The following is a 20104-nucleotide window of genomic DNA, read 5'->3' on the forward strand; positions in this document are numbered from 1 at the left end:
GGGGCGCCGCTAGCGTGGGCGCATGGCAGCTCGGGAATTCGATCTCATCGTCATCGGAGCAGGACCCGTCGGCGAGAACGTCGCCGATCGCGCGAAGCAGGGCGGACTCTCGGTCGTCGTCGTCGAGAGCGAGCTCGTGGGCGGAGAGTGCTCCTACTGGGCGTGCATGCCGTCGAAGACGCTGCTGCGCAGCGGCGCGGCACTGCGGGCGGCGCGCGACGTGGACGGCGCGAAGCAGGCGGTCACGCGCGGTGTCGACGTGGCTGCGGCGCTGCGCCGCCGCGATGCGATCGTCTACGACTGGAACGACACGTCGCAGGTGGAGTGGCTGCAGGGAGCCGGCATCGAGCTCGTGCGCGGCCACGGCCGCATCACCGCGGAGCGCGAAGTGACGGTGGAGGCCGCCGACGGCACCACGACCGACCTGATCGCGAAGCACGCCGTCGTCGTGTCGACCGGATCCGCCGCCCTGCTGCCGGACATCCCGGGACTCGCGGATGCCGCGCCCTGGACGAGCCGTGACGCGACCGCGGTTCGCGAGGTGCCGGCGTCGCTGGCGATCCTCGGCGGCGGAGTCGTCGGCAGCGAGATGGCGACGCTCTTCACCTCGTTCGGCACGCGGGTCACGCTCGTCGCCCGTTCGGGCCTGCTCGGCGGCATGGAGCCGTTCGCGGGCGAGACGGTCGCGGCCGCGCTGCGCGGGGCCGGCGCGGACGTGCGCACCGAGGTCGAGGTCGAGCGGGTCGAGCGCGAGGCAGGCGGTGACGTCGTGCTGAACCTCTCCGACGGCTCCGAGGTGCGCGCCGCCGAGCTGCTCGTGGCCACCGGCCGGGTGCCGCGCACCGGCGACGTCGGGCTCGAGACCGTCGGTCTCGCGCCCGGCGAGTGGCTCGACGTCGATGACACCCTGCGCGTCCGCGGCGTCGACTGGCTGTACGGGGTCGGCGATGTCAATCACCGGGCGCTCCTCACGCACCAGGGCAAGTACCAGGCGCGCGCGGCGGGTGACGTGATCGCCGCCCGAGCCCTCGGCCGCACGGTCGAGGACGCACCATGGGGGGCGCACGTCGCCACCGCGGACCACTCCGCCGTCCCGCAGGTGACCTTCACCGATCCGGAGGTGGCGTCGGTCGGCCACACCGAGGCGTCCTCGAAGCAGGCCGGCCTCGGCATCCGCGTGATCGATTACGACCTGTCGTGGATCTCCGGCGCGAGCACCTACGCCGACCACTATCGCGGCCGCGCTCGGGCAGTCATCGACACCGAGCGACGCGTGCTCGTCGGCGCGACGTTCGTCGGGCCGGACGTCGCTGAACTGCTCCACTCCGCCACCATCGCGATCGTCGGCGAGGTGCCGCTGGAGCGACTGTGGCACGCCGTCCCGTCGTACCCGACCGTGAGCGAGGTGTGGCTGCGCTGGCTCGAGGAGTACGGGCGCGCTGAGGCTCAGGGCGCCGGGTAGGGCTGATCGCGGAGCACCTTCGCCAGGTGGGCTGCGTGTCGCGCCAGCGTCTGCGTCGTGCTCGCGACCTTCTCGGGGGTCTCCGGCAGGTCCTTGTAGTCGGTCGTGTGCATCGCCTCGCCGTTCCAGTACACCCCGCCCTGCGACGGGATGCTGAAGCCGACGTCGCCGAGAGCCTGGTAGGTGTCGGCGATGATGGCGTGGGCACCGTCCTCGTTGCCGAGGACCGCCACGACGGCCACCTTGCCGGCGAGAACGGGGCGGCCCTCGTCATCGGTCGCCGAGAGCTCCGCGTCGAGGCGCTCGAGCACCCGCTGGGCGACGCTCGACATGTGGCCCATCCAGGTGGGCGTCGTGAACACGAGGATCTCTGCGGCCATGATTTTGTCGCGGATGCCGGGCCATTCGTCGCCGTCTCCCATGTCGGCCTCGACACCGGGCTTGACGTCGAAGTCGACCACGCGGACGATCTCGCCCTCGACGTCGTACGGCGCCAGGGCGTCGAGCACCTGCCGGGCCATGAGGTCGCCGCTGGATTCCGCGGGGGAGGGCTTGAGAGTGCAGTTGAGCGCGAGCGCACGGAGCATGATGGTCCCTTCGTCGATCCTCGCAGGCTATGTGCGGCGGACGCGCGGGCGGCAGGGTCTTGACGTCCTCACCGGCGACCCCTACCCCGCTCTGCCGCGCTTACGCTGAGTCGATGACCCGTCACCCCGCACCTGCTCCCGTCGCGCCCGGCCAGGAATCGGTGTGGGAATATCCGCGTCCGCCCCGGGTAGAGCGGGCCGCGCATCGTGTGGTGATCCGGTTCGGAGGCGCCACGATCGTCGACACCGACGACGTGGTGCGCGTGCTCGAGACCAGCCACCCGCCGGTTTACTACCTGCCCATCGCCGCGTTCGCCGACGGAGCGCTGGTGCCGACGTCGGGCGGCTCGTTCTGCGAGTTCAAGGGTGGCGCGCGCTACTTCGACGTGATCGGCGGCAGCGCCGCCGCGAAGCGCGCCGCCTGGAACTACCCCGACCCTGCGCCGGGCTTCGAGCTGCTCGCCGATCGGGTGGCGGTGTACGCCCGGCCGATGGACGCGTGCGAGGTCGACGGCGAGCTGGTCGAGCCGCAGCCGGGCGGCTTCTACGGCGGGTGGGTGACGTCGCGTGTCGCCGGACCCTTCAAGGGCGTCCCGGGGTCGATGGGCTGGTGACCGCGTCGGCCGCCGCGGCTACCCTGGTCGCGACATGAAGACCGACCTCAAGAAAGAGCTCGCCGCCTACTCCGCACGCCGCGGGGTGTTCGACGTGATCGACGTGCCGGCGCTCCGCTACCTCATGATCGACGGTCACGGCGATCCGAACGATCAGCCCTACGCCGACGCCGTCTCGACGCTCTTCCCCGTCGCCTACAAGCTCAAGTTCATGAGCAAGAAGGAGCTCGACCGCGACTACGTCGTGATGCCGCTCGAGGCGCTGTGGTGGTCCGACGACATGGCGTCGTACACGAGCGACCGAGACAAGTCGCGCTGGGACTGGACCGCGATGATCCTCGTCCCCGACTGGACGACGTCCGACCACTTCGACCGAGCCGTTGCGGCGGCATCCGACGCTCCCGCCATCGACCGGCTTCGGCTCGAGACGCTGGAGGAGGGGCGGTGCGTGCAGACGCTTCATCTCGGACCCTTCGACGAGGAGGGCCCCGTCCTCGAGCGCATGCACGACGAGTTCATCCCGGCGCAGGGCCTGCGCATGACCGGCCGTCATCACGAGATCTACCTGAGCGACATCCGGCGCACTGACCCGTCGAAGCTGCGCACGATCCTGCGCCAGCCCGTCGCCGACGCGGCGGGCGGCGGCGCGTGACCACGCGGCTCCTGCTCGTGTCCGACACCCATATCCCCGGCCGGGCGCGGACTCTGCCTGCCGCGCTCCTGCGCGCCGCGGACGCGGCCGACCTCGTCGTGCACGCCGGCGACTGGGTCGCGGCATCCGTCCTGGACGATCTCGAGCAGCACGGCGAGGTTCTGGGCGTCTTCGGCAACAACGACGGACCCGACCTGCGGGAGCGGCTTCCGGAGGTCGCGCGACGCGAGATCGAGGGCGTGCGGTTCGCCGTCGTGCACGAGACAGGCGACGCCCGCCGACGGGAAGTGCGCATGGACGACGCGTATCCCGACGACGACGTCCTGGTGTTCGGGCACAGCCACATCCCGTGGGACACGACGACTCCGCGCGGCCTCAGGCTGCTCAATCCGGGCTCGCCGACCGATCGCCGCCGCCAGCCGCACCACACGATGATGACGGTCGTGGTCGATGCGGGCGCCCTGCGCGACGTGCAGCTCGTCGTGCTCTGAGCCCGGGTGGTTCAACCGCGCCATTGTGCGGGCCAGTGAAGGGGCGCTGCAAGATTCGGCGCGGTTGACCAGGGGGTGGGATGCCTCGACCGCGCCGTTCCGCGATGCCTGGGTGCGCCGGGCAACCATTCGGCGCGGTCGAGCGGCGGATGCGGAGCCGCGGCGGCTAGGACCGCTCCGCGGTCGCGCGCACGAAGTCGCCGTGGGGGATCTCGGGGCCGAGCCCCGTGGCGCGGTTCCACACCAGCACGAGGGCCTCGCGCTCGCCGGCATCCGTCGCGACCGGCAGCCAGCGGGCGTCGTAGCCGTACCGCAGCTCCTCGTCGACGATCACGCGGTTCACGGCGTCACCCGGCCGCAGGGAGAGCACCTCGCCGTGCACGACACCGCCCGCATCGTCGAGCACGAGCACCGGCCATTCGCCGCCGGCGTCCCAGAACAGGCGTCCTCGCAGCGTGGCCGGGTGCGCCTCGATCACGTGCTCGCTGATCGCACCCCACAGCGCCATGTCCGGACGCAGGCTGCCGTACACGAACAGGGGCACGGCGGGCGGCGGGAACGTCATGGCACCCACCGTAGTCAGGAGAGCGGATGCCGCAGCCCGGCCACCACTCGCGATGGACGTGCCCGCGCAATCCGTCTTGCCCGTCGCGCCGAACAGTGCGTGCGGGGACGGCCCCTGCGCGTGAGGAGCAGTCATGTCGGATCGACGCCGCGCCGCAGGGCTCCTGGCGCTGAGCGCCCTCGCCGGCATCGTCGGCGCGGGCGTGTTCCTGGCGGTCGCCGAAGTCGCGGCGCTGGTCGTCGCGCGGGAGAGCAGCCCGATTCTCGCCGTGGGCTCGTTCGTCATCGACATCGTGCCTCAGCCGCTCAAGGAGCTGGCCATCTCGACGTTCGGCGAGTACGACAAGATCGCCCTGCTCCTCGGGCTGGCGCTCGCCGTCGTCGTGGCCTCCGCCGTCGCGGGCGTGCTCCAGTATCTGCGCCCGCCGCTGGGCGTCATCGCCTTCGGGGTCGCCGCAGCCCTCTCGATCGCGGCCATCGTCACGCGGCAGGGCGCCTCGGAGCTCGCGTGGCTTCCGCCGCTCCTCGGAGCGGTCGCCGGGTCGGCCGTCCTGGTGCTCGCCGTCGGCCGGCTCCGCCGCTGGGCGGCCGCAGCCCAGGCCCCCGAGACCCTCACCGACTCGTCGTCGCGGCCTGAGAGCATCGATCGGCGCCGCTTCTTCCAGATCATCGGCGTCGCCGGAGCGGGGGCACTGATCGTCGGCATCGCGGCGCGCGCGACGAACGTCGCCGTCTCGTCGATCGCCGCGGTGCGAAAGGCTCTCCGGCTGCCCGAACCGCGATCGACGGTCACGGTTCCGGAAGGCGCCGAGTTCGACATCCCAGGACTCTCGCCGCTCTACACGCCCAACGCCGACTTCTACCGGGTCGACACCGCGCTCACGGTTCCCGCCATCGACCCGTCGGCATGGCGCCTGACGATCGACGGAATGGTCGGCGAGCGGGTCGAGCTGAGTTTCGACGACCTGGTCGGGATGGGGCTGGACGAGTACTCGATCACCCTCACCTGCGTGTCGAACGAGGTCGGCGGGGACCTGCTCGGCACCGCGAAGTGGCTCGGCGTTCCCGTGCGGGACGTGCTCGCCCTCGCCGGCCCGCAGGCGGGAGCCGACATGGTCCTGTCGCGGTCGATCGACGGGTTCACGGCATCCACTCCTCTCGAAGCGCTGACCGACGCGGGACGTGACGCGATCCTGGCGGTGGCGATGAACGGCGAGCCGCTGCCGCTCGAGCACGGCTTCCCTGTGCGCATGGTCGTTCCCGGCCTCTACGGGTACGTCTCCGCGACCAAGTGGCTGACGGAGCTGAAGGTCACGACCTTCGCGGCCGACGAGGCGTACTGGACGCCCCGTGGCTACAGCGCCCAGGCTCCGATCAAGTTCTCGTCACGGCTCGACACGCCCCGCACCGGCGAACCCGTCGCTGCAGGGGCGGTCGTGCTCGCGGGCGTCGCGTGGGCGCAGACCGTGGGCATCGAACGGGTCGAGGTCAAGGTCGACGACGGCGACTGGCAGCGCGCGACGCTCTCCTCCGCGGTCAACGACGACACCTGGGTGCAATGGTTCCTCGAGTGGGACGCCGCGGAGGGCAGCCACGACATCACCGTGCGAGCCGTCGATCGCGCAGGTGAGCTGCAGGTCGAGGAGCGCGCGCCGATCGCGCCCGACGGCTCGTCCGGCTGGCAGCGCACGCTCGTGCGCGTCACATGAGACGAGCGGATGCCGCGCCCCGGCGCCTCACCCGGCGAAGCCGTCGAGCAGCCGGAAGATCAGGACGCTCAGCAGCAGTGACGAGGCGATCAGGGCGACGATGGCCACCGCCTTGCGCGTGGGTCGCTGGATCGAGATGACGAGCGCCGCAACCGAGAGGGCGAAAGCCAGCGTCACCAGAAGCCCGTTGACCACGGCGAGCACGGTGATCGCCGAGGGGTCCAGTCCGCCGGTCAGCCAGATGCCGGCCGCGAGCGCGAGCGCGCTCAGCACGACGAAGAGCATCGCCGCGGTGGCGGCGGCGTTTCTCGACGACGGTGCGCCCGAGTACGCCACCCCGCCGGCGGGCATCGGCGTGTAGGCGGGCGAGGTGCGCACGACGGGATCGAGCGGCTTCACGAGGTCGGTCCAGCGCGCGCCGTCCCACCACCGGGTCCGCCCGGTCTCGGCGTCGAAAAGCCAGCCTGGCGGAACACCCTCGGCAGAATTGCGGTCGCTCATAGTCTCCCCAGTACGAGTGATCCTTCGCGGTTCCCCAACCGCTCTGAAATGGAGAGTAGCGGATGCCGCCACCCCGCGTCTCGTCCCGCGTCGACGCGCGACGCCCTCACCAGCCGCTGCGCGTCGGCGTGTGCCCTTCTCTCGCGTCGTCCGGCATCTGCATCTCTGCGCGCACGCCGAGCAGCCGCAGCGGGCGCCCGGGTTCGATGCGCCCGACGAGCCGGAGGATCTCGGCCACGACGGTGTCGCGGTCGAACGTCGTGGGGATCTTGTGCACGAAGGTCTTCGTGAGGAACGGCGCGTAGCGGACCTTCAGGCCGACGCCCACGACGGGGCGCCCTTCGGCGACGACGTCGTCGAGGACCTGCGCGGCCAGCTCGCGTGCCGCCTGCTCGATGTCGGCGGGCTCGACGATGTTCTGCTGGAAGGTGGTCTCACGCCCGTGGCCGCGCGCCACCCAGGGGGTGTCGTCGACCACCGCGGAACCGTCGCCGCGTCCGAGCTGGCGGTACCACGGCCCCATCTTGGGACCGAACTCCGCGGCGAGCACCGCTTCGTCGGCGCGTGCGAGGTCGTCGACCGTGACGATGCCGTGGGCCGCGAGGCGCTTGGAGATCTTGCTGCCGACGCCCCAGAGCTCGATCGTGGGCCGGTGGCCCATCACCTCGAGCCAGTTGTCGGCGGTGAGACGGAAGGTGCCGCGCGGCTTGCCGAAGTCGGTGGCGTTCTTCGCGCGGACGAGGCTGTCGCCGATTCCGACGCTGCAGTGCAGCGCGGTGCGGTCGAGCACCGCGCGCTGGATGGCGGCGGCGTACGCCTCGGGGTCGTCGGTCGTGACGCCGACGAAGGCTTCATCCCAGCCCAGGACCTGAACGACCGCTCCGGGCTGTGCGCGGAGAGTCGCCATGACCTGCTCCGATGCCTCGGTGTAGGCGGGGGCGTCCACGGGCAGGATGACGGCGTCGGGGGCTTTGCGGGCGGCGACGCGCAGCGGCATCCCGGAGCCGACTCCGAACGCTCGCGCCTCATAGGACGCGGTGGACACCACGGCGCGTTCAGTGGGATCGCCCCGGCCACCGACGATGACGGGCAGGCCGGCGAGTTCGGGCCGCCGCAGGATCTCGACGGCAGCGATGAACTGGTCGAGATCGACGTGCAGCACCCACGGGTGGTGCGGGTCGCTCATGCGCTCCAGTGTGGCGCGCGGTTACGACGTTCGGCGAGCCCGAATGGATCAGGGCCGCCTGGCCGGCCGGGACGCGTGACGCGCCCCGGCTGACCGGTGGATCAGAGGGGCCGGATGTTGGCGGCCTGCATGCCCTTGGGGCCGCGCTCCGCCTCGAACTCGACCTTCTGGTTTTCGCGGAGCTCCTTGTAGCCCTCGCCGGTGATCGCGCTGAAGTGCGCGAACAGGTCGGCGCCGCCATCATCGGGAGCGATGAAGCCGAAGCCCTTTTCGGAGTTGAACCATTTCACGGTGCCAGTGGCCATCGTGTCTTTCCTTCTACTTTGCGGGCCGCCCGGAGGCGACCGGTGTGCCGCTCCGACGTGTACGGAGCGGACGGGTGGGGGTCGGGATGACTCTCGCGGAGGCGAGGAGCCGAGTGCTGAGGCGAGCGGTGAACGTTCGCGGGTGGAGGGAGGCCATCGGACGTCGGAGACGATCCGGGCGTCAGGCTGTTGCTGCTGCGCGGTGAGGCAGAGTGGAAATCGACGCATGACCCGAGTGGGCGACTCACCATAGCACGGCGAATCTCTCACATGCTGACCATACGTTCCTCTGGCCAGGTTCGGAAGCGTGCGGAGGCCTGGTCGCCGAGCGCTCAACGATATATCGTTGAGTATCGCCGGTATATCGGTGACGCCATTCCAAGGAGGTCGTCATGAGCGATTCGTTCACGGGAGATTGGTTCGGTCCGCGCGAGCGCGGCCAGGGCGGAGCCCGCTCGGGCGGGGGACTGTTCGAGGCCATGGACCAGCTGCGCGAGATGTTCGAGCAGCGCGTGGGCCCACGCATGGGGCGCGGCGACGTGCGCACTGCGGTGCTCGCCGTGCTCGCCGAACGGCCGATGCACGGCTACCAGATCATCTATGAGATCGAAGAGCGCAGCGGAGGCACGTGGAAGCCCAGTCCGGGCTCCGTCTACCCGACCCTGCAGCTCCTCGCCGACGAGGGCCTCATCACCGCCGAGGAGGCGGGCGGCAAGAAGACGTACTCCCTGACGGAGGCGGGCCGCGCCGAGGCAGCAGAGGCCGAGGGCAAGTCCGCACCGTGGGAGAGCTCGAGCCGGCGTGATGCCGCCCGCTCCACCGCGCTGCCCAAGGCGGGTGCCAAGCTCGCGCAGGCCGCCGCCCAGGTGGCGACGAGCGGGTCTCCGGAGCAGGTGAAGCAGGCGGTCGACATCCTCGACGAGGCGCGTCGTAAGCTCTACTCGATCCTCGCCCAGGACTGACCGGATGCCGACGGACCGTCGGCCCGGGTCCGTCCCGACACAGGGAGCCTCGATGGCCGACGCCGGCACTTCGCGCGCCCGCTATCGTCGCATCCTGCGCTTCGCCGCCCGCTACATGGTGCAGGCGTGGTGGTTCGAGCTGTTCCTGCCGCGGATCGGCCTCTCGCGGTTGGCCGCACGTGGCCGTGCCCAGAGACTCCGCGTGCTCGCTCGTCGCTTCCACACCCTCGCGGTGTCGCTGGGCGGCCTCATGATCAAGGTCGGCCAGTTCATGTCGTCGCGCCTCGATGTGCTGCCACCCGAGATCACGAAGGAGCTCGAGGGCCTGCAGGACGAGGTGCCGCCGGTCGACTTCGCCGCGATCCGCGCGCTCGCCGAAGCGGAGCTGGGGGCGCCGCTCGAGAGCGTGTACGCCTCGGTCGATCCGGTGCCGGTGGCCGCGGCATCCCTCGGTCAAGCACACCGCGGTCGGCTGTCGCCGGACGACGCTGCGGACACGGGGTTCGCCGACGTCGTCATCAAGGTGCAGCGTCCGGGCATCGAGGCGATCGTCGACGTCGATCTGGCAGCGCTGCGCCGCGTCGCGCGATGGCTCGACCGAGTGAAGGTCGTCGCCGACCACGTCGATCTGCCGGTGCTCATCGAGGAGTTCGCCGCGACGAGCCGCGAGGAGATCGACTACCTGCACGAAGCGCGCAATGCCGCCCGCTTCGCGGAGAACTTCGCTGACGACCCGCGCGTAGGGGTGCCCGAGATCGCGTGGGAGCGCTCGACGCGGCGCGTGCTGACCCTCGAGGACGTGACCGCCGTCAAGATCAACGACATCGACGGACTGCGCGCCGCCGGCATCGACTCCTCGGAGGTCGCGTCCGAGTTCGCGACCGTGATGCTCGATCAGCTGTTCCGCGACGGCTACTTCCACGCCGACCCGCACCCCGGCAACATCTTCGTCACCCCGACGCCGGGCGCGGATCGGCCCTGGCAGCTGACGTTCATCGATTTCGGCATGATGGGCGAGGTCCCCGACCGGCTGCGGCATGACCTCCAGGCCGTCGTGATCGCGGTCGCGTCGCGCAACGGCAAGCAGCTGATCGACAGCATCCGCGATGTCGGCATGCTGCTGCCGTCCGCCGACACGGCCGAGCTCGAGCGGGCCATGACCGCCCTGTTCGCCCGCTTCGGCGGCATGGGCTTCGCCGAGCTGCAGAAGGTGGATCCGCGCGAGTTCCAGGCGTTCGCGACGGAGTTCGGCGACGTCATCCGCTCGCTGCCGTTCCAGCTCCCCGAGAACTTCCTGCTGATCGTGCGCGCCGTCTCGCTCACGTCCGGCATGTGCAGCTCGCTCGAGCCGGAGTTCAACATGTGGGATGCCGTCGAGCCCTACGCGGCACAGCTCACCCGCGACGAGCGGGGCAACGTCGTGCGGGCCGTCGCGAGCGAGGCCGCGGCGGTGGCCGGCATCGCCGCCCGGCTTCCCCGCCGACTCGACGACGTCGTCACGCGGCTGGAGGAGGGTCGGCTGAGCGTCGATTCGCCGAAAGCCGAGCAGCGGATGCGCGCGCTCGAGCGGGTGGTGCGGCGCGCGGTGTCGGCTGTGCTGTTCGCGGGGCTGTTCATCGGCGGCGCGGTGCTGCGACCCGATGAACCGGTGGCCGGGACCGCCTTGATGGTCGTGTCGGTGCTGCCGCTCCTGCACGCGGTGTTCTCGGGCTTCGGGCGGCGGTAGCGCCTCGTCTGCCAGGTTGCCCGCTCGCGCGCAACCCCCTCGGCAGGATCTTCCCCGGGGGAGAAGGTGGCCTTTCACGATTTTCTGTGGAGGCGACGCATGAAGGCCATGACCTATCGCGGACCGTACAAGCTCCGCGTGGAGAGCAAGCCCGAGCCGGTGATCGAGCATCCGAACGATGCGATCGTGCGCGTGGAGCTCGCCGCGATCTGCGGATCGGACCTGCACCTGTACCACGGCTTGATGCCCGACACGCGAGTCGGCCATACGTTCGGCCACGAGTTCGTCGGGACGGTCGTCGAGGTGGGCGGCTCCGTGCAGAGCCTCTCGGTCGGTGATCGCGTGCTGGTCCCGTTCAACATCTACTGCGGCTCGTGCTTCTTCTGCGCGCGCGGGCTGTACTCCAACTGCCACAACGTCAACCCGAACGCGACGGCCATCGGAGGGATCTACGGCTACTCGCACTCCACCGGCGGCTACGACGGCGGCCAGGCGGAGCTCGTGCGCGTCCCGTTCGCGGACGTCGGACCCGCGGTCATCCCCGACGACATCTCCGATGAGGACGCGCTCCTGCTCACGGACGCGTTCTCGACCGGCTACTTCGGGGCACAGATCGCCGATATCGAAGAGGGTGACACCGCCGTGGTGTTCGGAGCGGGTCCGGTCGGGCTGGCCGCGGCGCGCTCGTGCTGGCTCATGGGCGCGGGACGCGTGATCGTGGTCGACCACCTCGACTATCGCCTTCGCAAGGCGGAGGAGTTCGCGTACGCCGAGACGGTCAACTTCGGACAGGTGGGGGACATCGTGCGCGACCTCAAGTTCCTCACCGAGGGGCTCGGCGCCGATGTCGCCATCGACGCCGTGGGCGCCGAGGCAGATGGCCACGTGCTCCAGCACGTGACCTCGGCGAAGCTCAAGCTGCAGGGCGGCTCGCCCGTGGCGCTCAACTGGGCGATCGACTCCGTGCGCAAGGGCGGCACGGTATCGGTCATGGGCGCCTACGGGCCGATGTTCAGCGCCGTGAAGTTCGGCGACGCCATGAACAAGGGCCTCACCCTGCGCATGAACCAGGCGCCGGTGAAGCGCCAGTGGCCGCGCCTGTTCGACCACATCCGCGCCGGCTACGTGAAGCCGAGCGACCTCATCACCCATCGCTTCCCGCTCGACGACATCGCCGAGGCGTACCACGTGTTCTCGGCGAAGCTCGACGACATCATCAAGCCGGTCGTCGTCCCGGCTTCCTGATCGGACAGAGGAGAAACCCATGCCGTACACCGCACAGAAGCCGGGCGGGCACCACGACCCGGAGGAGCTCCGCGCACGCATCCCGGGGTGGGGAGCCGACGTCGATCCCGAGGACCGGCCCGCGTTCCCGCGCGAGCAGCCGGGAATCGCCACGGGTGCCCACTGGACGATGCCGGAGCAGCAGAACTGGACCTCCGAGCGCGAGAAGTCCGTCGAGCACGAACGCCTCACGCCCGTCTTCGGCACCGCGCAGCCGCTGCGCGGCGTCTCGGGCGCGATCCGCCGCTACGCCTACGACCGCTACAGCGAGGGCCAGGCGGCTCACTGGCTGCTCCTCCTCGCCGGCGACCGCGTGGAATCCACGGGCGCCCACCTCCGGTCGTTCCTCACGACCCGCCCCGACGATCCCGTGACGCAGTCCGGCATCTTCGGCGAACGCGGTCGCCATCCCATCTCGTCGAGGCTCCGCCCCGGACGGGTCGACATGAAGCACGCGTGGCTCGACCCGATCCTCGTCGTCGGACCATGGGTGCTGGCCGCCGGCCTGGTGTTCCAGGCCGTGCGGATGGTCGCACGCCTGGGCCGGCGCTCGTAGCGACCGGAGCGCCCCCGCGGCACCCCGCCGCGCTGTTTCGACCCGTCAGCCGCGGGCCACGCCGGGCGCCGACGCGGTGACCCCGGCACGGGCGAGGCGCACACCGGCGTCGCGATACCAGCGCGCGCAGAACATCACGATGACGACGGCCTCCGCCCACGCGCCCGCGTAGTACATCAGCTGGGCGCCGGCGTGGACGTCGGCCATGTCGAATCCGGGAGGGGGAGAGGCGTAGAGGTGCTTCGCGAGGATTCCGTGCGCGGCGAGCGCCAGGACGAGCACCACCGCGGTCAGCTTCGGCGACGCCGGCCGCGGATGCGGATCCACCCTCAGCACGGCCGCGGTGAAGAGGAAGCCGGCCGCGAGCAGATGCGCGTGCACGGCAGCGTGAAGGAGCACCGACTCCTGCATGGCACCGAGCACCGGCGTCACGTAGATGAGCCACAGGCCGCCGGCGCTGATCACGAGCGCGGGTACCGGATGCGTCAGGAAACGGGCCGGGGCGCTGGTCAGCAGTCGGGACAGCCGGCGGGCGGGCGTCACCGCCAGGGCGCGGAGGGCGAGCGTGACCGGCGCCGCGCACACGAGAAGCAGCGGCGCGACCATGCCCGCGAGCAGGTGGGTGGTCATGTGCGCCACGAAGCTGTCGTGCGCGGCGTGTGCGGGCGGACCGATGACGGATGCCGCGCCCGCGCCCACTCCGGCGCACCACAGCACGGTTCGCGCCCAGGGCCACGGCCGTCCGCGGCGACGGGAGACCGTCACGCCGATGAGGTACGCCAGTACCGCTGCCACGGCGATGCCCACGAGCAGAGCGTCGAGCACCCCCGCGCCGTCGGACGTGTGGACCGAATGCGCGGTCATCCGGCCGCGACCTCCGGCGCCGGTGCGGGCGCGCTGTGGCGCGTCCGGACCGCGATCACCACTCCGGCCACGATCATCGCGACGGCGACCGCCATCCACACCACGTCGTACACGAGGAGATCATCGACGTAGCGGATCTGGTGGATGCCCAGCAGCTTGTGCTGCACCACGCCGTCGTAGAGCTGGAAGACGCCGGCGCCGAGCAGCACGCCGCCGATCCAGCGCGGCCAGTGCAGCGCGCGACGCCGACGCAGGTCGGCCAGGAGGAAGAGTCCCGCGATCGTGGCGAACCAGCTCAGCGCATGGAAGAGCCCGTCCGAGACCAGCCCGATGTCCGTCGTGGAGAGGTCGTAGAAGTGGTGCCAGTGCAGCAGCTGATGGAACACCGCCTCGTCGACGAACGCGATCGCGCCCACGCCGAACAGCACCCCCGACCACAGATTGCGCGCCGGCAGCGGCCGGGGCGCGGCATCCTTCCATCGATCTTCCATCGCACCGTCCTCTCCAGAATGATCTCGTCAGTACAGCACTCGATCAGCAGGGTCGAGATGGGCCTTGCGTGCGGGAGATGTGCACGTTAGGGCGGGGTCAGCGGTAGCGGTAGTGGTCCGACACGGTGTTGATCCAGGTCGCGAAGCGTCCGGCGGCGGCTTCCTGCCCGGCGGGCACGGTTGCGAGCCACACCTCACCAGCCGCCTGGACGACGAGGTAGAGCGCCGTCAGCGCGACGGCGCGCTTGAGGAGGCGAGGGGTGATCGGGCCGAACGGTCCGAGCAGGGTGCGAGCGGTCGCCGGCGCGGCCAGGCTTCCGCGCCTCAGCAGGTCCGCCCCCGTCGCGCATTCCGCGCGCGCGCCGGCGACGGGCTGGCTGGACGCGCCGAAGTGCATCCAGCGGCCGTCGACCACGACGCCCGCGAGCGACTCCTCGTCGCCACTGAAGCGCGCGGCATCCGTCCAGCGCGTGCCGTCCCACCAGCGGGTCCGGCCGCGCCCGTCGTCGTACCACCCGGGGGCCGACGCCGTGCTCACCGGGGGAGCGGCGTCGGTGTGCAGCTCGATGTCACGCTCGCCGAGGTCGACGAAGTGCTCCGTCCAGCGCGTGCCGTCCCACCAGCGCTGTCTGCCCGTGCCGTCGTCGTACCAGCCGGCCTCCGCCTGCGTCGCCATGGCAAGAGCGTACGTGGACCGCCCCTGCCGGGCGAGGGTCAGGCGGTCTTCGCCCGGTCCGCCTCGGCGCGGTAGGCGGCGGTCAGCTCCTCGAGCACGGAGCGGGCGCCCGGCACCGGACGAGCGCCCAGGTGCTGCACGCGCAATTCGTCCATGAAGGCATCCCACATCTCGAGACCGCCGCGCTCGAGCAGCTCGGCGCGGATCGAGAGCTCGCGGGACGCAGGGCGGTGCCGGCGACCCCACGACCCGAGCGCCGCCATCACGGGCACGAGCTGGATAGCCGGCTCCGTGAGCGAATAGACGACCTTCTGCTTGTGCGACGGGTCGGGCGTGCGCGTCACGAGCCCGGCTTCGGTGAGCCGCTGCAGACGGTCGGCGAGGATGTTCGACGCGATGCCCTCCTCGGAGCCGTTGAGCAGCTCGCGGAAGTGCCGGCGATTGCCGAACATCATGTCGCGCAGCACGAGCAGGGACCACTTGTCGCCGATCACCTCCACCGTGAGGTTGATCGGGCATCCGGAGCGCTGTGTGTCGGCCATACTGCTTGCACTCTACAACCGGATGGTCCTATGGTGGGAAAACCAGTTGCAGATCACAATCAGTCGGAGGTCGTCATGTCAACTGTCATCGGGACCATGTCCCTCTCGCTCGACGGCATCGGGGCGGGGCGCAACCAGACCGAGGAGCGCCCGTTCGGCGACGTCCCCGAGAAGGCGCTGCACCGCTGGATGTTCGAGACGCCCGAGGAGAGCCGCGCCGAGATCGACGACATCGTGTCGGCGGGGGCGTACGTCATGGGTCGCAACATGTTCGGCCCGGTCCGCGGTGAATGGGATCGCGACTGGCGCGGCTGGTGGGGGTCCAACCCGCCGTACCACACGCCTGTCTTCGTGCTCACGCACCATCCGCACCACTCCATCGAGATGGAGGGCGGCACGACGTTCCACTTCGTCACCGACGGGATCGAGAAGGCGCTCGACCGCGCGCGCGACGCCGCAGGCGATCGTACGGTCCACATCGCGGGCGGGGTGAGCACCCTGAACCAGTACCTGAGGGCCGGGCTCGTCGACGAGCTCATGCTGCAGATCTCGCCGTCCATCCTGGGCGAGGGGCTGCGCCCGCTCGAAGGGCTGTCCGGCATCGCGCTCGAGCAGATCTCGGCGCGGCCGGTCTCACTGGCCACCCACGTTCGCTATCGCGTCCTGCGCACCGGCATCGGCGGCTGACGCCGGGTCGACAAGACAGCGGATGCCGCGACCCGAGAGGGCCGCGGCATCCGCTGTTCTTCGCTCTTTTACGCCGTGGTCTCGGCGCGCTTGGGCAGCACCCATCCCGCGCGGGGGAAGTGGCAGGTGTAGCCGTTCGGGTACGTGATCAGGTAGTCCTGGTGCTCGGGCTCGGCCTCCCAGAAGGGTCCGGCGGGCTCGATCGAGGTGACGGCCTTGTCCGGCCAGAGTCCGGAGGCGTCGACGTCGGCGATCGTCTCGCGGGCGATCCGCTCCTGCTCGGGGGAGAGCGGGAAGATCGCCGAGCGGTAGCTCGAGCCGATGTCGTTGCCCTGACGGTTGAGCGTCGACGGGTCGTGGATCTGGAAGAAGAACGCCAGGATGTCGCGGTACGACGTCTCGTTCGGGTCGAAGACGATCTCCACGGCCTCGGCGTGGCCGGGGTGCTTGCGGTAGGTCGCGTGGGCGTTCTCGCCGCCGGTGTAGCCGACGCGCGTGTCGAGCACGCCCGGCTGACGGCGGATCAGGTCCTCCATGCCCCAGAAACAGCCGCCCGCGAGGACGGCGGTCTCGGCGCCGGGGGTGCGGGTGATCTCTCCCGTGTCGAAAGGTCCGCTGGTCATGTGAAGCTCCTTCGTGGAGTGGTGCGTGGGCCCGAGACAAGTGTCTCAGGGATCCGACGGACGCGGCTGGCTGCGGCGTCATAGAGGTGAACGGCCGGGTGGTCCGTTTTGGTCCCGGCAAGCTGGGAGCGGGCCGTGAGTTCCCGCGCCGCGCGCCCGCGACGGGCCCTCCGTAGAGTGGGCGCGTGCGTGCGATCGTCTACGAGCGGTACGGCGGGCCTGAGCGGCTCGAACTTCGGGACATCGCTGTGCCTGTGCCCGCGCGAGGTGAGGTTCTCGTGGAGGTCGTCGCGACGTCGATCAACCTCTCGGATTGGGAGGGCCTGCGCGGAAGCCCGGGATACGCCCGCATCGGCGGGCTGTTCCGACCCAGACGGAAGGTGCTCGGATCGGACGTCGCCGGCAGGGTCGTGGCGGTCGGCGACGGCGTCGCGGAGTTCGCGGTCGGCGACGAGGTCTTCGGCGACAACCTCTCGAAGATGGGCGGGTTCGCCGAGTACGTGGCGGCCCCCGAGTCGGCGCTCGCGCGGAAGCCGCCCGAGTTGTCGTTCGCGGAGGCGTCGACCGTGCCCCAGGCCGGGGCGATCGCCGCCCAGGCGGCAGCGCTCGCCGCGCGCGGTTCGCGCATGCTCATCAACGGGGCCGGCGGAGGCTCGGGATCGTTCATGGTTCAGCTCGCGAAGACCGAGGGCGTGCATGTCACGGCCGTCGACAACGCCGGGAAGCTGTCGTTCCTGCGTGCGCTGGGAGCCGACGAGGTGCTCGACTACCGGCAGGTCGACTTCACTCGCACCGGCCCCTACGACCTCATCGTCGATCTCGTCGCGCACCGGTCGGTGTTCGCCTACCGCCGGGCTCTCGCCGAGGGCGGGCGATGCGTCGTGGTCGGTGGGACGAGCCGCACGGTCCTGCGAATGGTGACGATCGGCGCGCTCCTCGGCAGGTTCACCCGCCGGCACCTCGGGCTGCTCATCGTGCATGAGGGGCCGGCGGGCTTCGCGCGGGTGGCCGAGCTCGCCGCCGCCGGTGCGATCGACATCCACATCGATCGCGCGTTCCCGCTCGAGCGCGTCCCGGAGGCGCTCGCGTGGCACGGCGAGGGTCACGCGATGGGCAAGGTCGTCGTAGCGGTCCGCGGCGAGTGAGGGCCGCCCCGCTGGGCGGGACGGCCCGGGATCGGCTACGCCTGCGGGCTCGAGGTCTCCTCGAAGAGCGTGAGGTACGCGCCGTACCCCTGCTCGGAAAGCTCGGCCACCGGGACGAATCGGAGGGCGGCGGAGTTCATGCAATAGCGCAGGCCTCCGGCATCCCTCGGCCCGTCGTCGAAGACGTGCCCCAGGTGGCTGTCGGCGCCTGAGGAGCGTGCCTCGGTGCGGGTCATCCACAGCGTCCGGTCCGTCTTGGTCGTCACGGCGTCGGGCTCGATGGGCCGGGTGAAGCTCGGCCAGCCGGTGCCGCTGTCGTACTTGTCGAGAGACGAGAACAGCGGCTGACCCGAGACGACGTCGACGTAGATGCCGGGCTCGTGGTTGTTCCAGTAGGCGTTGCGGAAGGGCGGCTCGGTGGCGTCGCTCTGCGTCACGCGGTACTGGGTGTCGGTGAGGCCGCTCAGGGCCTCGGGGGTCTTGCGGTAGTCGTGGGCGTCCATGGGTCCGCTCCCTTCGGTTTCGGCGTCGCTGGCTGCGGCGTCAGTGAAGAGAACCGCTGGAGGGGCGGGTTTGGTCCCGTGAAGCTGGGAGCCGGCTAGGAGTTCGGGCGGATGGTCGAGGGGGCCGTCAGGCGGGGGTGTCCTCCACCCGGTCCTCCTCGATCATGACCGGGGCGTCCTCGGGATCGAGTTCGTCGTCGATGTCGTCCGCCTCGGCGGCGTCGGTCGTGTCGGGCTCCGGGTCGGGTTCGTTGGGTGGCAGCGTCGCGTCGGTCATGACTCCATCCGACGCGAGCCGCGGAGTGCTGTGAAGGGGGTTGACCGGCTCGCGCCGCCCGCCACGACGCGGGACTAGCCTGAACGGACGAGCGAGGAGGCCATGTGCCACGCACCATCGTCATCACCGGAGCCAGCGACGGGATCGGCGCCGCGGCTGCGCGGCAGTTGCATGAGGCGGGGGAGCGCGTGGTCGTGGTCGGCCGCAGCTCCGAGAAGACCGGGGCGATGGCGAGCGAGCTGGGAGTGGACGGACTCGTCGCCGACTTCGCCGAGCTCGCCCAGGTGCGCGCGCTCGCCGCGACCCTGCTCGCCCGCTATCCGCGGATCGATGTGCTCGCCAACAACGCGGGCGGCATCATGGGTGAGCGCCGGGTGACCGTCGACGGGTTCGAGCAGACGTTCCAGGTCAACCACCTCGCGGGGTTCCTGCTCACGAACCTGCTGCTGGACCGCCTCAGCGAGAGCGGCGCATCGGTGATCCAGACCTCGAGCGAGGCGTCGCGCTCCTTCGCGCGATTCGACATCGACGACCTGCAGGGGGAACGCCGGTACTCGGCCGGCGGAGCGTACGGCAACGCCAAGCTCGCCAACCTGCTCTTCACGAAAGAGCTCCACCGCCGCCGCTCGCGTGCGGGGGTGAATGCTGTCGCGTTTCACCCGGGGGTGATCGGCAGCGGGTTCGCGGGCACGTCTCGCGGCGTCATCCGCTGGTTCTACACCAGCCGGCTGACGCGGCCGCTGCTCGACTCCCACGAGGTCGGCGGTTCGCGCCTGACCTGGCTGGCGCTCGGCACACCCGGAGTCGACTGGGAGCCGGGGGCGTACTACGCGAAGAACCGCATCGCGCGCACGACGGCCGCGGCATCCGATCCGGTGCTGGCCAAGCGCTTGTGGGACGAGAGCGCGGCCATGGTCGGGTTGTCGGGCGCGAGCGGCCCGAGGCCGGATGCGTCTGGGTAGGGTCGGCGCATGGAAGCGGCATCCGATCCGACTGGTGAAGGCGTCATCATGGGTTGGAACCCCGGCCTATGGGATGAGTGGCCGGGATCGTACGCGGCGGTCGTGGAGCGCGTTGCCCGTGGCGAGCCCTTCGTCACGCAGTGGTCGGTGGGAGCGCGGCGCACCGTCGCGCCGGGAACGGATGCCTGGCTGCTGCGCCAAGGCGGCTCCTACGGGATCATCGGCCACGGCACGGTGCTGACGGACACCTACGAAGACGTGCACTTCGCCGATCCCCGGCGCACCGCGAACTTCGTCGACGTGTCGTTCGACGCGCTCGTCGTCGAGGAGGACCGGATTCCGCGCGAGCTGCTCGAGGTGGTGGTGCCGGAGATCGCCTGGAGGTTCCAGTTCCGCTCGGGCAACCGTGTCTCGCGCGACGCGAACGCGCGACTGCACGACCTGTGGGCTCACGCGATGGGCGGGCCGGCCCCCGGTCGTTGAGCGGAAACCCGATTCCCGGGGTCGTCCAGTTCGGGTCGTTGAGCGAGGGAGCGCAGCGACCGAGACGAAACGCGTCTCCCGTGTGAGGGGCGTTTCGTCTCGCTTCGCTCGCTCAACGACCCGGGGGTTCAGGTCCTGCGGGACTTTCGGGTCGTTGAGCGAGGGGGCGCAGCGACCGAGACGAAACGCGTTCTCACAGGGCTCAGCCAGGGGGGAACAGATCTACGACGCTGCCCGTTCAACAGCGCTCAT

General features: G+C 70.6%; 25 protein-coding genes. 13 read left to right on the forward strand and 12 right to left on the reverse strand.

Going from position 1 to position 20104, the window contains the following annotated elements; all coding sequences use genetic code 11:
• The first annotated feature begins 22 nt into the window (after positions 1–22).
• On the forward strand, positions 23–1462 hold the full coding sequence (locus JX005_RS04545; RefSeq protein ID WP_214466243.1) for a dihydrolipoyl dehydrogenase family protein: 1440 nt from the start codon (positions 23–25) through the stop codon (positions 1460–1462).
• Here JX005_RS04545 and JX005_RS04550 read toward each other — a convergent pair.
• The gene (locus tag JX005_RS04550; protein WP_214466244.1) at positions 1447–2049 is read right to left on the reverse strand and encodes a flavodoxin family protein; all 603 of its coding nucleotides are present in this window, start codon (positions 2047–2049) and stop codon (positions 1447–1449) included. The genes JX005_RS04545 and JX005_RS04550 overlap by 16 nt on opposite strands.
• A 113-nt stretch (positions 2050–2162) precedes the next feature.
• Between JX005_RS04550 and JX005_RS04555 the strand changes: the two genes are divergently transcribed.
• Genes JX005_RS04555 through JX005_RS04565 form a run of 3 tightly spaced genes read left to right on the forward strand, consistent with a single transcriptional unit; the run spans position 2163 to position 3806 of the window.
• Positions 2163–2663, forward strand: coding sequence for a DUF427 domain-containing protein (locus JX005_RS04555; protein ID WP_214466245.1), 501 nt, complete (start codon positions 2163–2165; stop codon positions 2661–2663).
• 34 nt (positions 2664–2697) lie between these two features.
• Positions 2698–3315 (forward strand): GyrI-like domain-containing protein, encoded by a 618-nt coding sequence (locus JX005_RS04560; RefSeq protein ID WP_214466246.1) that lies wholly within the window; start codon positions 2698–2700, stop codon positions 3313–3315.
• On the forward strand, positions 3312–3806 hold the full coding sequence (locus JX005_RS04565; protein ID WP_214466247.1) for a metallophosphoesterase family protein: 495 nt from the start codon (positions 3312–3314) through the stop codon (positions 3804–3806). The genes JX005_RS04560 and JX005_RS04565 overlap by 4 nt, the downstream gene beginning before the upstream one ends.
• A gap of 166 nt (positions 3807–3972) precedes the next feature.
• On the opposite strand, the gene JX005_RS04570 is transcribed toward JX005_RS04565, so the two are convergent.
• The gene (locus tag JX005_RS04570) at positions 3973–4506 is read right to left on the reverse strand and encodes a gamma-glutamylcyclotransferase family protein (RefSeq protein WP_214466248.1); all 534 of its coding nucleotides are present in this window, start codon (positions 4504–4506) and stop codon (positions 3973–3975) included.
• On the opposite strand from JX005_RS04570, the gene JX005_RS04575 reads away from it, so the two are divergent.
• Positions 4505–6079 carry a molybdopterin-dependent oxidoreductase gene (locus tag JX005_RS04575; RefSeq protein WP_214466249.1) on the forward strand — a complete coding sequence of 525 codons (1575 nt, stop codon included), beginning with the start codon at positions 4505–4507 and terminating at the stop codon, positions 6077–6079. The genes JX005_RS04570 and JX005_RS04575 overlap by 2 nt on opposite strands.
• 27 nt (positions 6080–6106) lie before the next feature.
• Here JX005_RS04575 and JX005_RS04580 read toward each other — a convergent pair whose 3' ends face one another.
• The 3 genes from JX005_RS04580 to JX005_RS04590 all read right to left on the reverse strand — a co-directional run bounded on the left by JX005_RS04580 (position 6107) and on the right by JX005_RS04590 (position 8071).
• Positions 6107–6580 carry a DUF2510 domain-containing protein gene (locus tag JX005_RS04580; RefSeq protein WP_214466250.1) on the reverse strand — a complete coding sequence of 158 codons (474 nt, stop codon included), beginning with the start codon at positions 6578–6580 and terminating at the stop codon, positions 6107–6109.
• 106 nt (positions 6581–6686) lie between these two features.
• Positions 6687–7766 (reverse strand): DNA polymerase IV, encoded by a 1080-nt coding sequence (locus tag JX005_RS04585; RefSeq protein ID WP_214466251.1) that lies wholly within the window; start codon positions 7764–7766, stop codon positions 6687–6689.
• 101 nt (positions 7767–7867) lie between these two features.
• Positions 7868–8071 carry a cold-shock protein gene (locus JX005_RS04590; protein WP_214466252.1) on the reverse strand — a complete coding sequence of 68 codons (204 nt, stop codon included), beginning with the start codon at positions 8069–8071 and terminating at the stop codon, positions 7868–7870.
• A gap of 392 nt (positions 8072–8463) precedes the next feature.
• On the opposite strand from JX005_RS04590, the gene JX005_RS04595 reads away from it, so the two are divergent.
• The 4 genes from JX005_RS04595 (at position 8464) to JX005_RS04610 (ending at position 12599) form a co-directional block, all read left to right on the forward strand.
• Entirely contained in the window at positions 8464–9033 is a 570-nt protein-coding gene (locus JX005_RS04595; protein ID WP_214466253.1) for a PadR family transcriptional regulator, read from the forward strand.
• Between the two features lie 52 nt (positions 9034–9085).
• Positions 9086–10759: an ABC1 kinase family protein gene (locus JX005_RS04600; protein ID WP_214466254.1), complete on the forward strand. Its 1674-nt coding sequence runs from the start codon at positions 9086–9088 to the stop codon at positions 10757–10759.
• Between the two features lie 99 nt (positions 10760–10858).
• Positions 10859–12004, forward strand: coding sequence for a zinc-dependent alcohol dehydrogenase (locus tag JX005_RS04605; protein ID WP_214466255.1), 1146 nt, complete (start codon positions 10859–10861; stop codon positions 12002–12004).
• Between the two features lie 19 nt (positions 12005–12023).
• Entirely contained in the window at positions 12024–12599 is a 576-nt protein-coding gene (locus JX005_RS04610) for a hypothetical protein (protein WP_214466256.1), read from the forward strand.
• A 45-nt stretch (positions 12600–12644) separates the two neighbouring features.
• On the opposite strand, the gene JX005_RS04615 is transcribed toward JX005_RS04610, so the two are convergent.
• The 4 genes from JX005_RS04615 to JX005_RS04630 form a co-directional block, all read right to left on the reverse strand.
• Positions 12645–13463 carry a cytochrome c oxidase assembly protein gene (locus JX005_RS04615; RefSeq protein ID WP_214466257.1) on the reverse strand — a complete coding sequence of 273 codons (819 nt, stop codon included), beginning with the start codon at positions 13461–13463 and terminating at the stop codon, positions 12645–12647.
• Positions 13460–13954, reverse strand: a complete 495-nt coding sequence (locus JX005_RS04620) for a DUF2243 domain-containing protein (RefSeq protein WP_214466258.1) — start codon at positions 13952–13954, stop codon at positions 13460–13462. Before JX005_RS04620 ends, JX005_RS04615 begins: the two co-directional genes overlap by 4 nt.
• Before the next feature lie 97 nt (positions 13955–14051).
• Entirely contained in the window at positions 14052–14630 is a 579-nt protein-coding gene (locus JX005_RS16015) for a DUF2510 domain-containing protein (RefSeq protein WP_246533554.1), read from the reverse strand.
• Positions 14631–14668: 38 nt separating this feature from the next.
• Positions 14669–15172, reverse strand: coding sequence for a winged helix-turn-helix transcriptional regulator (locus JX005_RS04630; protein ID WP_214466259.1), 504 nt, complete (start codon positions 15170–15172; stop codon positions 14669–14671).
• Positions 15173–15247: 75 nt separating this feature from the next.
• Between JX005_RS04630 and JX005_RS04635 the strand changes: the two genes are divergently transcribed.
• The gene (locus JX005_RS04635; RefSeq protein WP_214466260.1) at positions 15248–15859 is read left to right on the forward strand and encodes a dihydrofolate reductase family protein; all 612 of its coding nucleotides are present in this window, start codon (positions 15248–15250) and stop codon (positions 15857–15859) included.
• 68 nt (positions 15860–15927) lie between these two features.
• Here the strand turns inward: JX005_RS04635 and msrA are convergent, their stop codons facing one another.
• Positions 15928–16482, reverse strand: a complete 555-nt coding sequence (gene msrA, locus JX005_RS04640; protein WP_214466261.1) for a peptide-methionine (S)-S-oxide reductase MsrA — start codon at positions 16480–16482, stop codon at positions 15928–15930.
• Positions 16483–16667: 185 nt separating this feature from the next.
• On the opposite strand from msrA, the gene JX005_RS16355 reads away from it, so the two are divergent.
• Positions 16668–17627: an NAD(P)-dependent alcohol dehydrogenase gene (locus tag JX005_RS16355; protein ID WP_214466262.1), complete on the forward strand. Its 960-nt coding sequence runs from the start codon at positions 16668–16670 to the stop codon at positions 17625–17627.
• Between the two features lie 35 nt (positions 17628–17662).
• On the opposite strand, the gene msrB is transcribed toward JX005_RS16355, so the two are convergent.
• Together msrB and JX005_RS04655 are read right to left on the reverse strand one after the other, a co-directional pair.
• Positions 17663–18130, reverse strand: coding sequence for a peptide-methionine (R)-S-oxide reductase MsrB (gene msrB / locus JX005_RS04650; protein WP_214466263.1), 468 nt, complete (start codon positions 18128–18130; stop codon positions 17663–17665).
• Between the two features lie 127 nt (positions 18131–18257).
• Positions 18258–18407: a hypothetical protein gene (locus JX005_RS04655; RefSeq protein ID WP_214466264.1), complete on the reverse strand. Its 150-nt coding sequence runs from the start codon at positions 18405–18407 to the stop codon at positions 18258–18260.
• Between the two features lie 104 nt (positions 18408–18511).
• Here JX005_RS04655 and JX005_RS04660 point away from each other — a divergent pair, with 104 nt between their 5' ends.
• Positions 18512–19369, forward strand: coding sequence for an SDR family NAD(P)-dependent oxidoreductase (locus tag JX005_RS04660; RefSeq protein ID WP_214466265.1), 858 nt, complete (start codon positions 18512–18514; stop codon positions 19367–19369).
• A 9-nt stretch (positions 19370–19378) separates the two neighbouring features.
• A complete protein-coding gene (locus tag JX005_RS04665; RefSeq protein ID WP_214466266.1) occupies positions 19379–19852 on the forward strand; it encodes a hypothetical protein in 474 nt (157 codons plus the stop codon).
• The last annotated feature ends 252 nt before the right edge of the window (positions 19853–20104 follow it).

The sequence above is a fragment of the Microbacterium flavescens genome (assembly GCF_018588945.1).
Classification (GTDB): Bacteria; Actinomycetota; Actinomycetes; order Actinomycetales; family Microbacteriaceae; genus Microbacterium; species Microbacterium flavescens.

Coding starts and splice junctions, on each gene's coding strand:
- JX005_RS04545 (WP_214466243.1), top strand. CDS start 23: ATGGCAGCTCGGGAATTCGATCTCATCGTCATCGGAGCAGGACCCGTC.
- JX005_RS04550 (WP_214466244.1), bottom strand. CDS start 2,049: ATGCTCCGTGCGCTCGCGCTCAACTGCACTCTCAAGCCCTCCCCCGCG.
- JX005_RS04555 (WP_214466245.1), top strand. CDS start 2,163: ATGACCCGTCACCCCGCACCTGCTCCCGTCGCGCCCGGCCAGGAATCG.
- JX005_RS04560 (WP_214466246.1), top strand. CDS start 2,698: ATGAAGACCGACCTCAAGAAAGAGCTCGCCGCCTACTCCGCACGCCGC.
- JX005_RS04575 (WP_214466249.1), top strand. CDS start 4,505: ATGTCGGATCGACGCCGCGCCGCAGGGCTCCTGGCGCTGAGCGCCCTC.
- JX005_RS04570 (WP_214466248.1), bottom strand. CDS start 4,506: ATGACTGCTCCTCACGCGCAGGGGCCGTCCCCGCACGCACTGTTCGGC.
- JX005_RS04580 (WP_214466250.1), bottom strand. CDS start 6,580: ATGAGCGACCGCAATTCTGCCGAGGGTGTTCCGCCAGGCTGGCTTTTC.
- JX005_RS04585 (WP_214466251.1), bottom strand. CDS start 7,766: ATGAGCGACCCGCACCACCCGTGGGTGCTGCACGTCGATCTCGACCAG.
- JX005_RS04590 (WP_214466252.1), bottom strand. CDS start 8,071: ATGGCCACTGGCACCGTGAAATGGTTCAACTCCGAAAAGGGCTTCGGC.
- JX005_RS04595 (WP_214466253.1), top strand. CDS start 8,464: ATGAGCGATTCGTTCACGGGAGATTGGTTCGGTCCGCGCGAGCGCGGC.
- JX005_RS04600 (WP_214466254.1), top strand. CDS start 9,086: ATGGCCGACGCCGGCACTTCGCGCGCCCGCTATCGTCGCATCCTGCGC.
- JX005_RS04605 (WP_214466255.1), top strand. CDS start 10,859: ATGAAGGCCATGACCTATCGCGGACCGTACAAGCTCCGCGTGGAGAGC.
- JX005_RS04610 (WP_214466256.1), top strand. CDS start 12,024: ATGCCGTACACCGCACAGAAGCCGGGCGGGCACCACGACCCGGAGGAG.
- JX005_RS04615 (WP_214466257.1), bottom strand. CDS start 13,463: ATGACCGCGCATTCGGTCCACACGTCCGACGGCGCGGGGGTGCTCGAC.
- JX005_RS04620 (WP_214466258.1), bottom strand. CDS start 13,954: ATGGAAGATCGATGGAAGGATGCCGCGCCCCGGCCGCTGCCGGCGCGC.
- JX005_RS16015 (WP_246533554.1), bottom strand. CDS start 14,630: ATGGCGACGCAGGCGGAGGCCGGCTGGTACGACGACGGCACGGGCAGA.
- JX005_RS04630 (WP_214466259.1), bottom strand. CDS start 15,172: ATGGCCGACACACAGCGCTCCGGATGCCCGATCAACCTCACGGTGGAG.
- JX005_RS04635 (WP_214466260.1), top strand. CDS start 15,248: ATGTCAACTGTCATCGGGACCATGTCCCTCTCGCTCGACGGCATCGGG.
- msrA (WP_214466261.1), bottom strand. CDS start 16,482: ATGACCAGCGGACCTTTCGACACGGGAGAGATCACCCGCACCCCCGGC.
- msrB (WP_214466263.1), bottom strand. CDS start 18,130: ATGGACGCCCACGACTACCGCAAGACCCCCGAGGCCCTGAGCGGCCTC.
- JX005_RS04655 (WP_214466264.1), bottom strand. CDS start 18,407: ATGACCGACGCGACGCTGCCACCCAACGAACCCGACCCGGAGCCCGAC.
- JX005_RS04665 (WP_214466266.1), top strand. CDS start 19,379: ATGGAAGCGGCATCCGATCCGACTGGTGAAGGCGTCATCATGGGTTGG.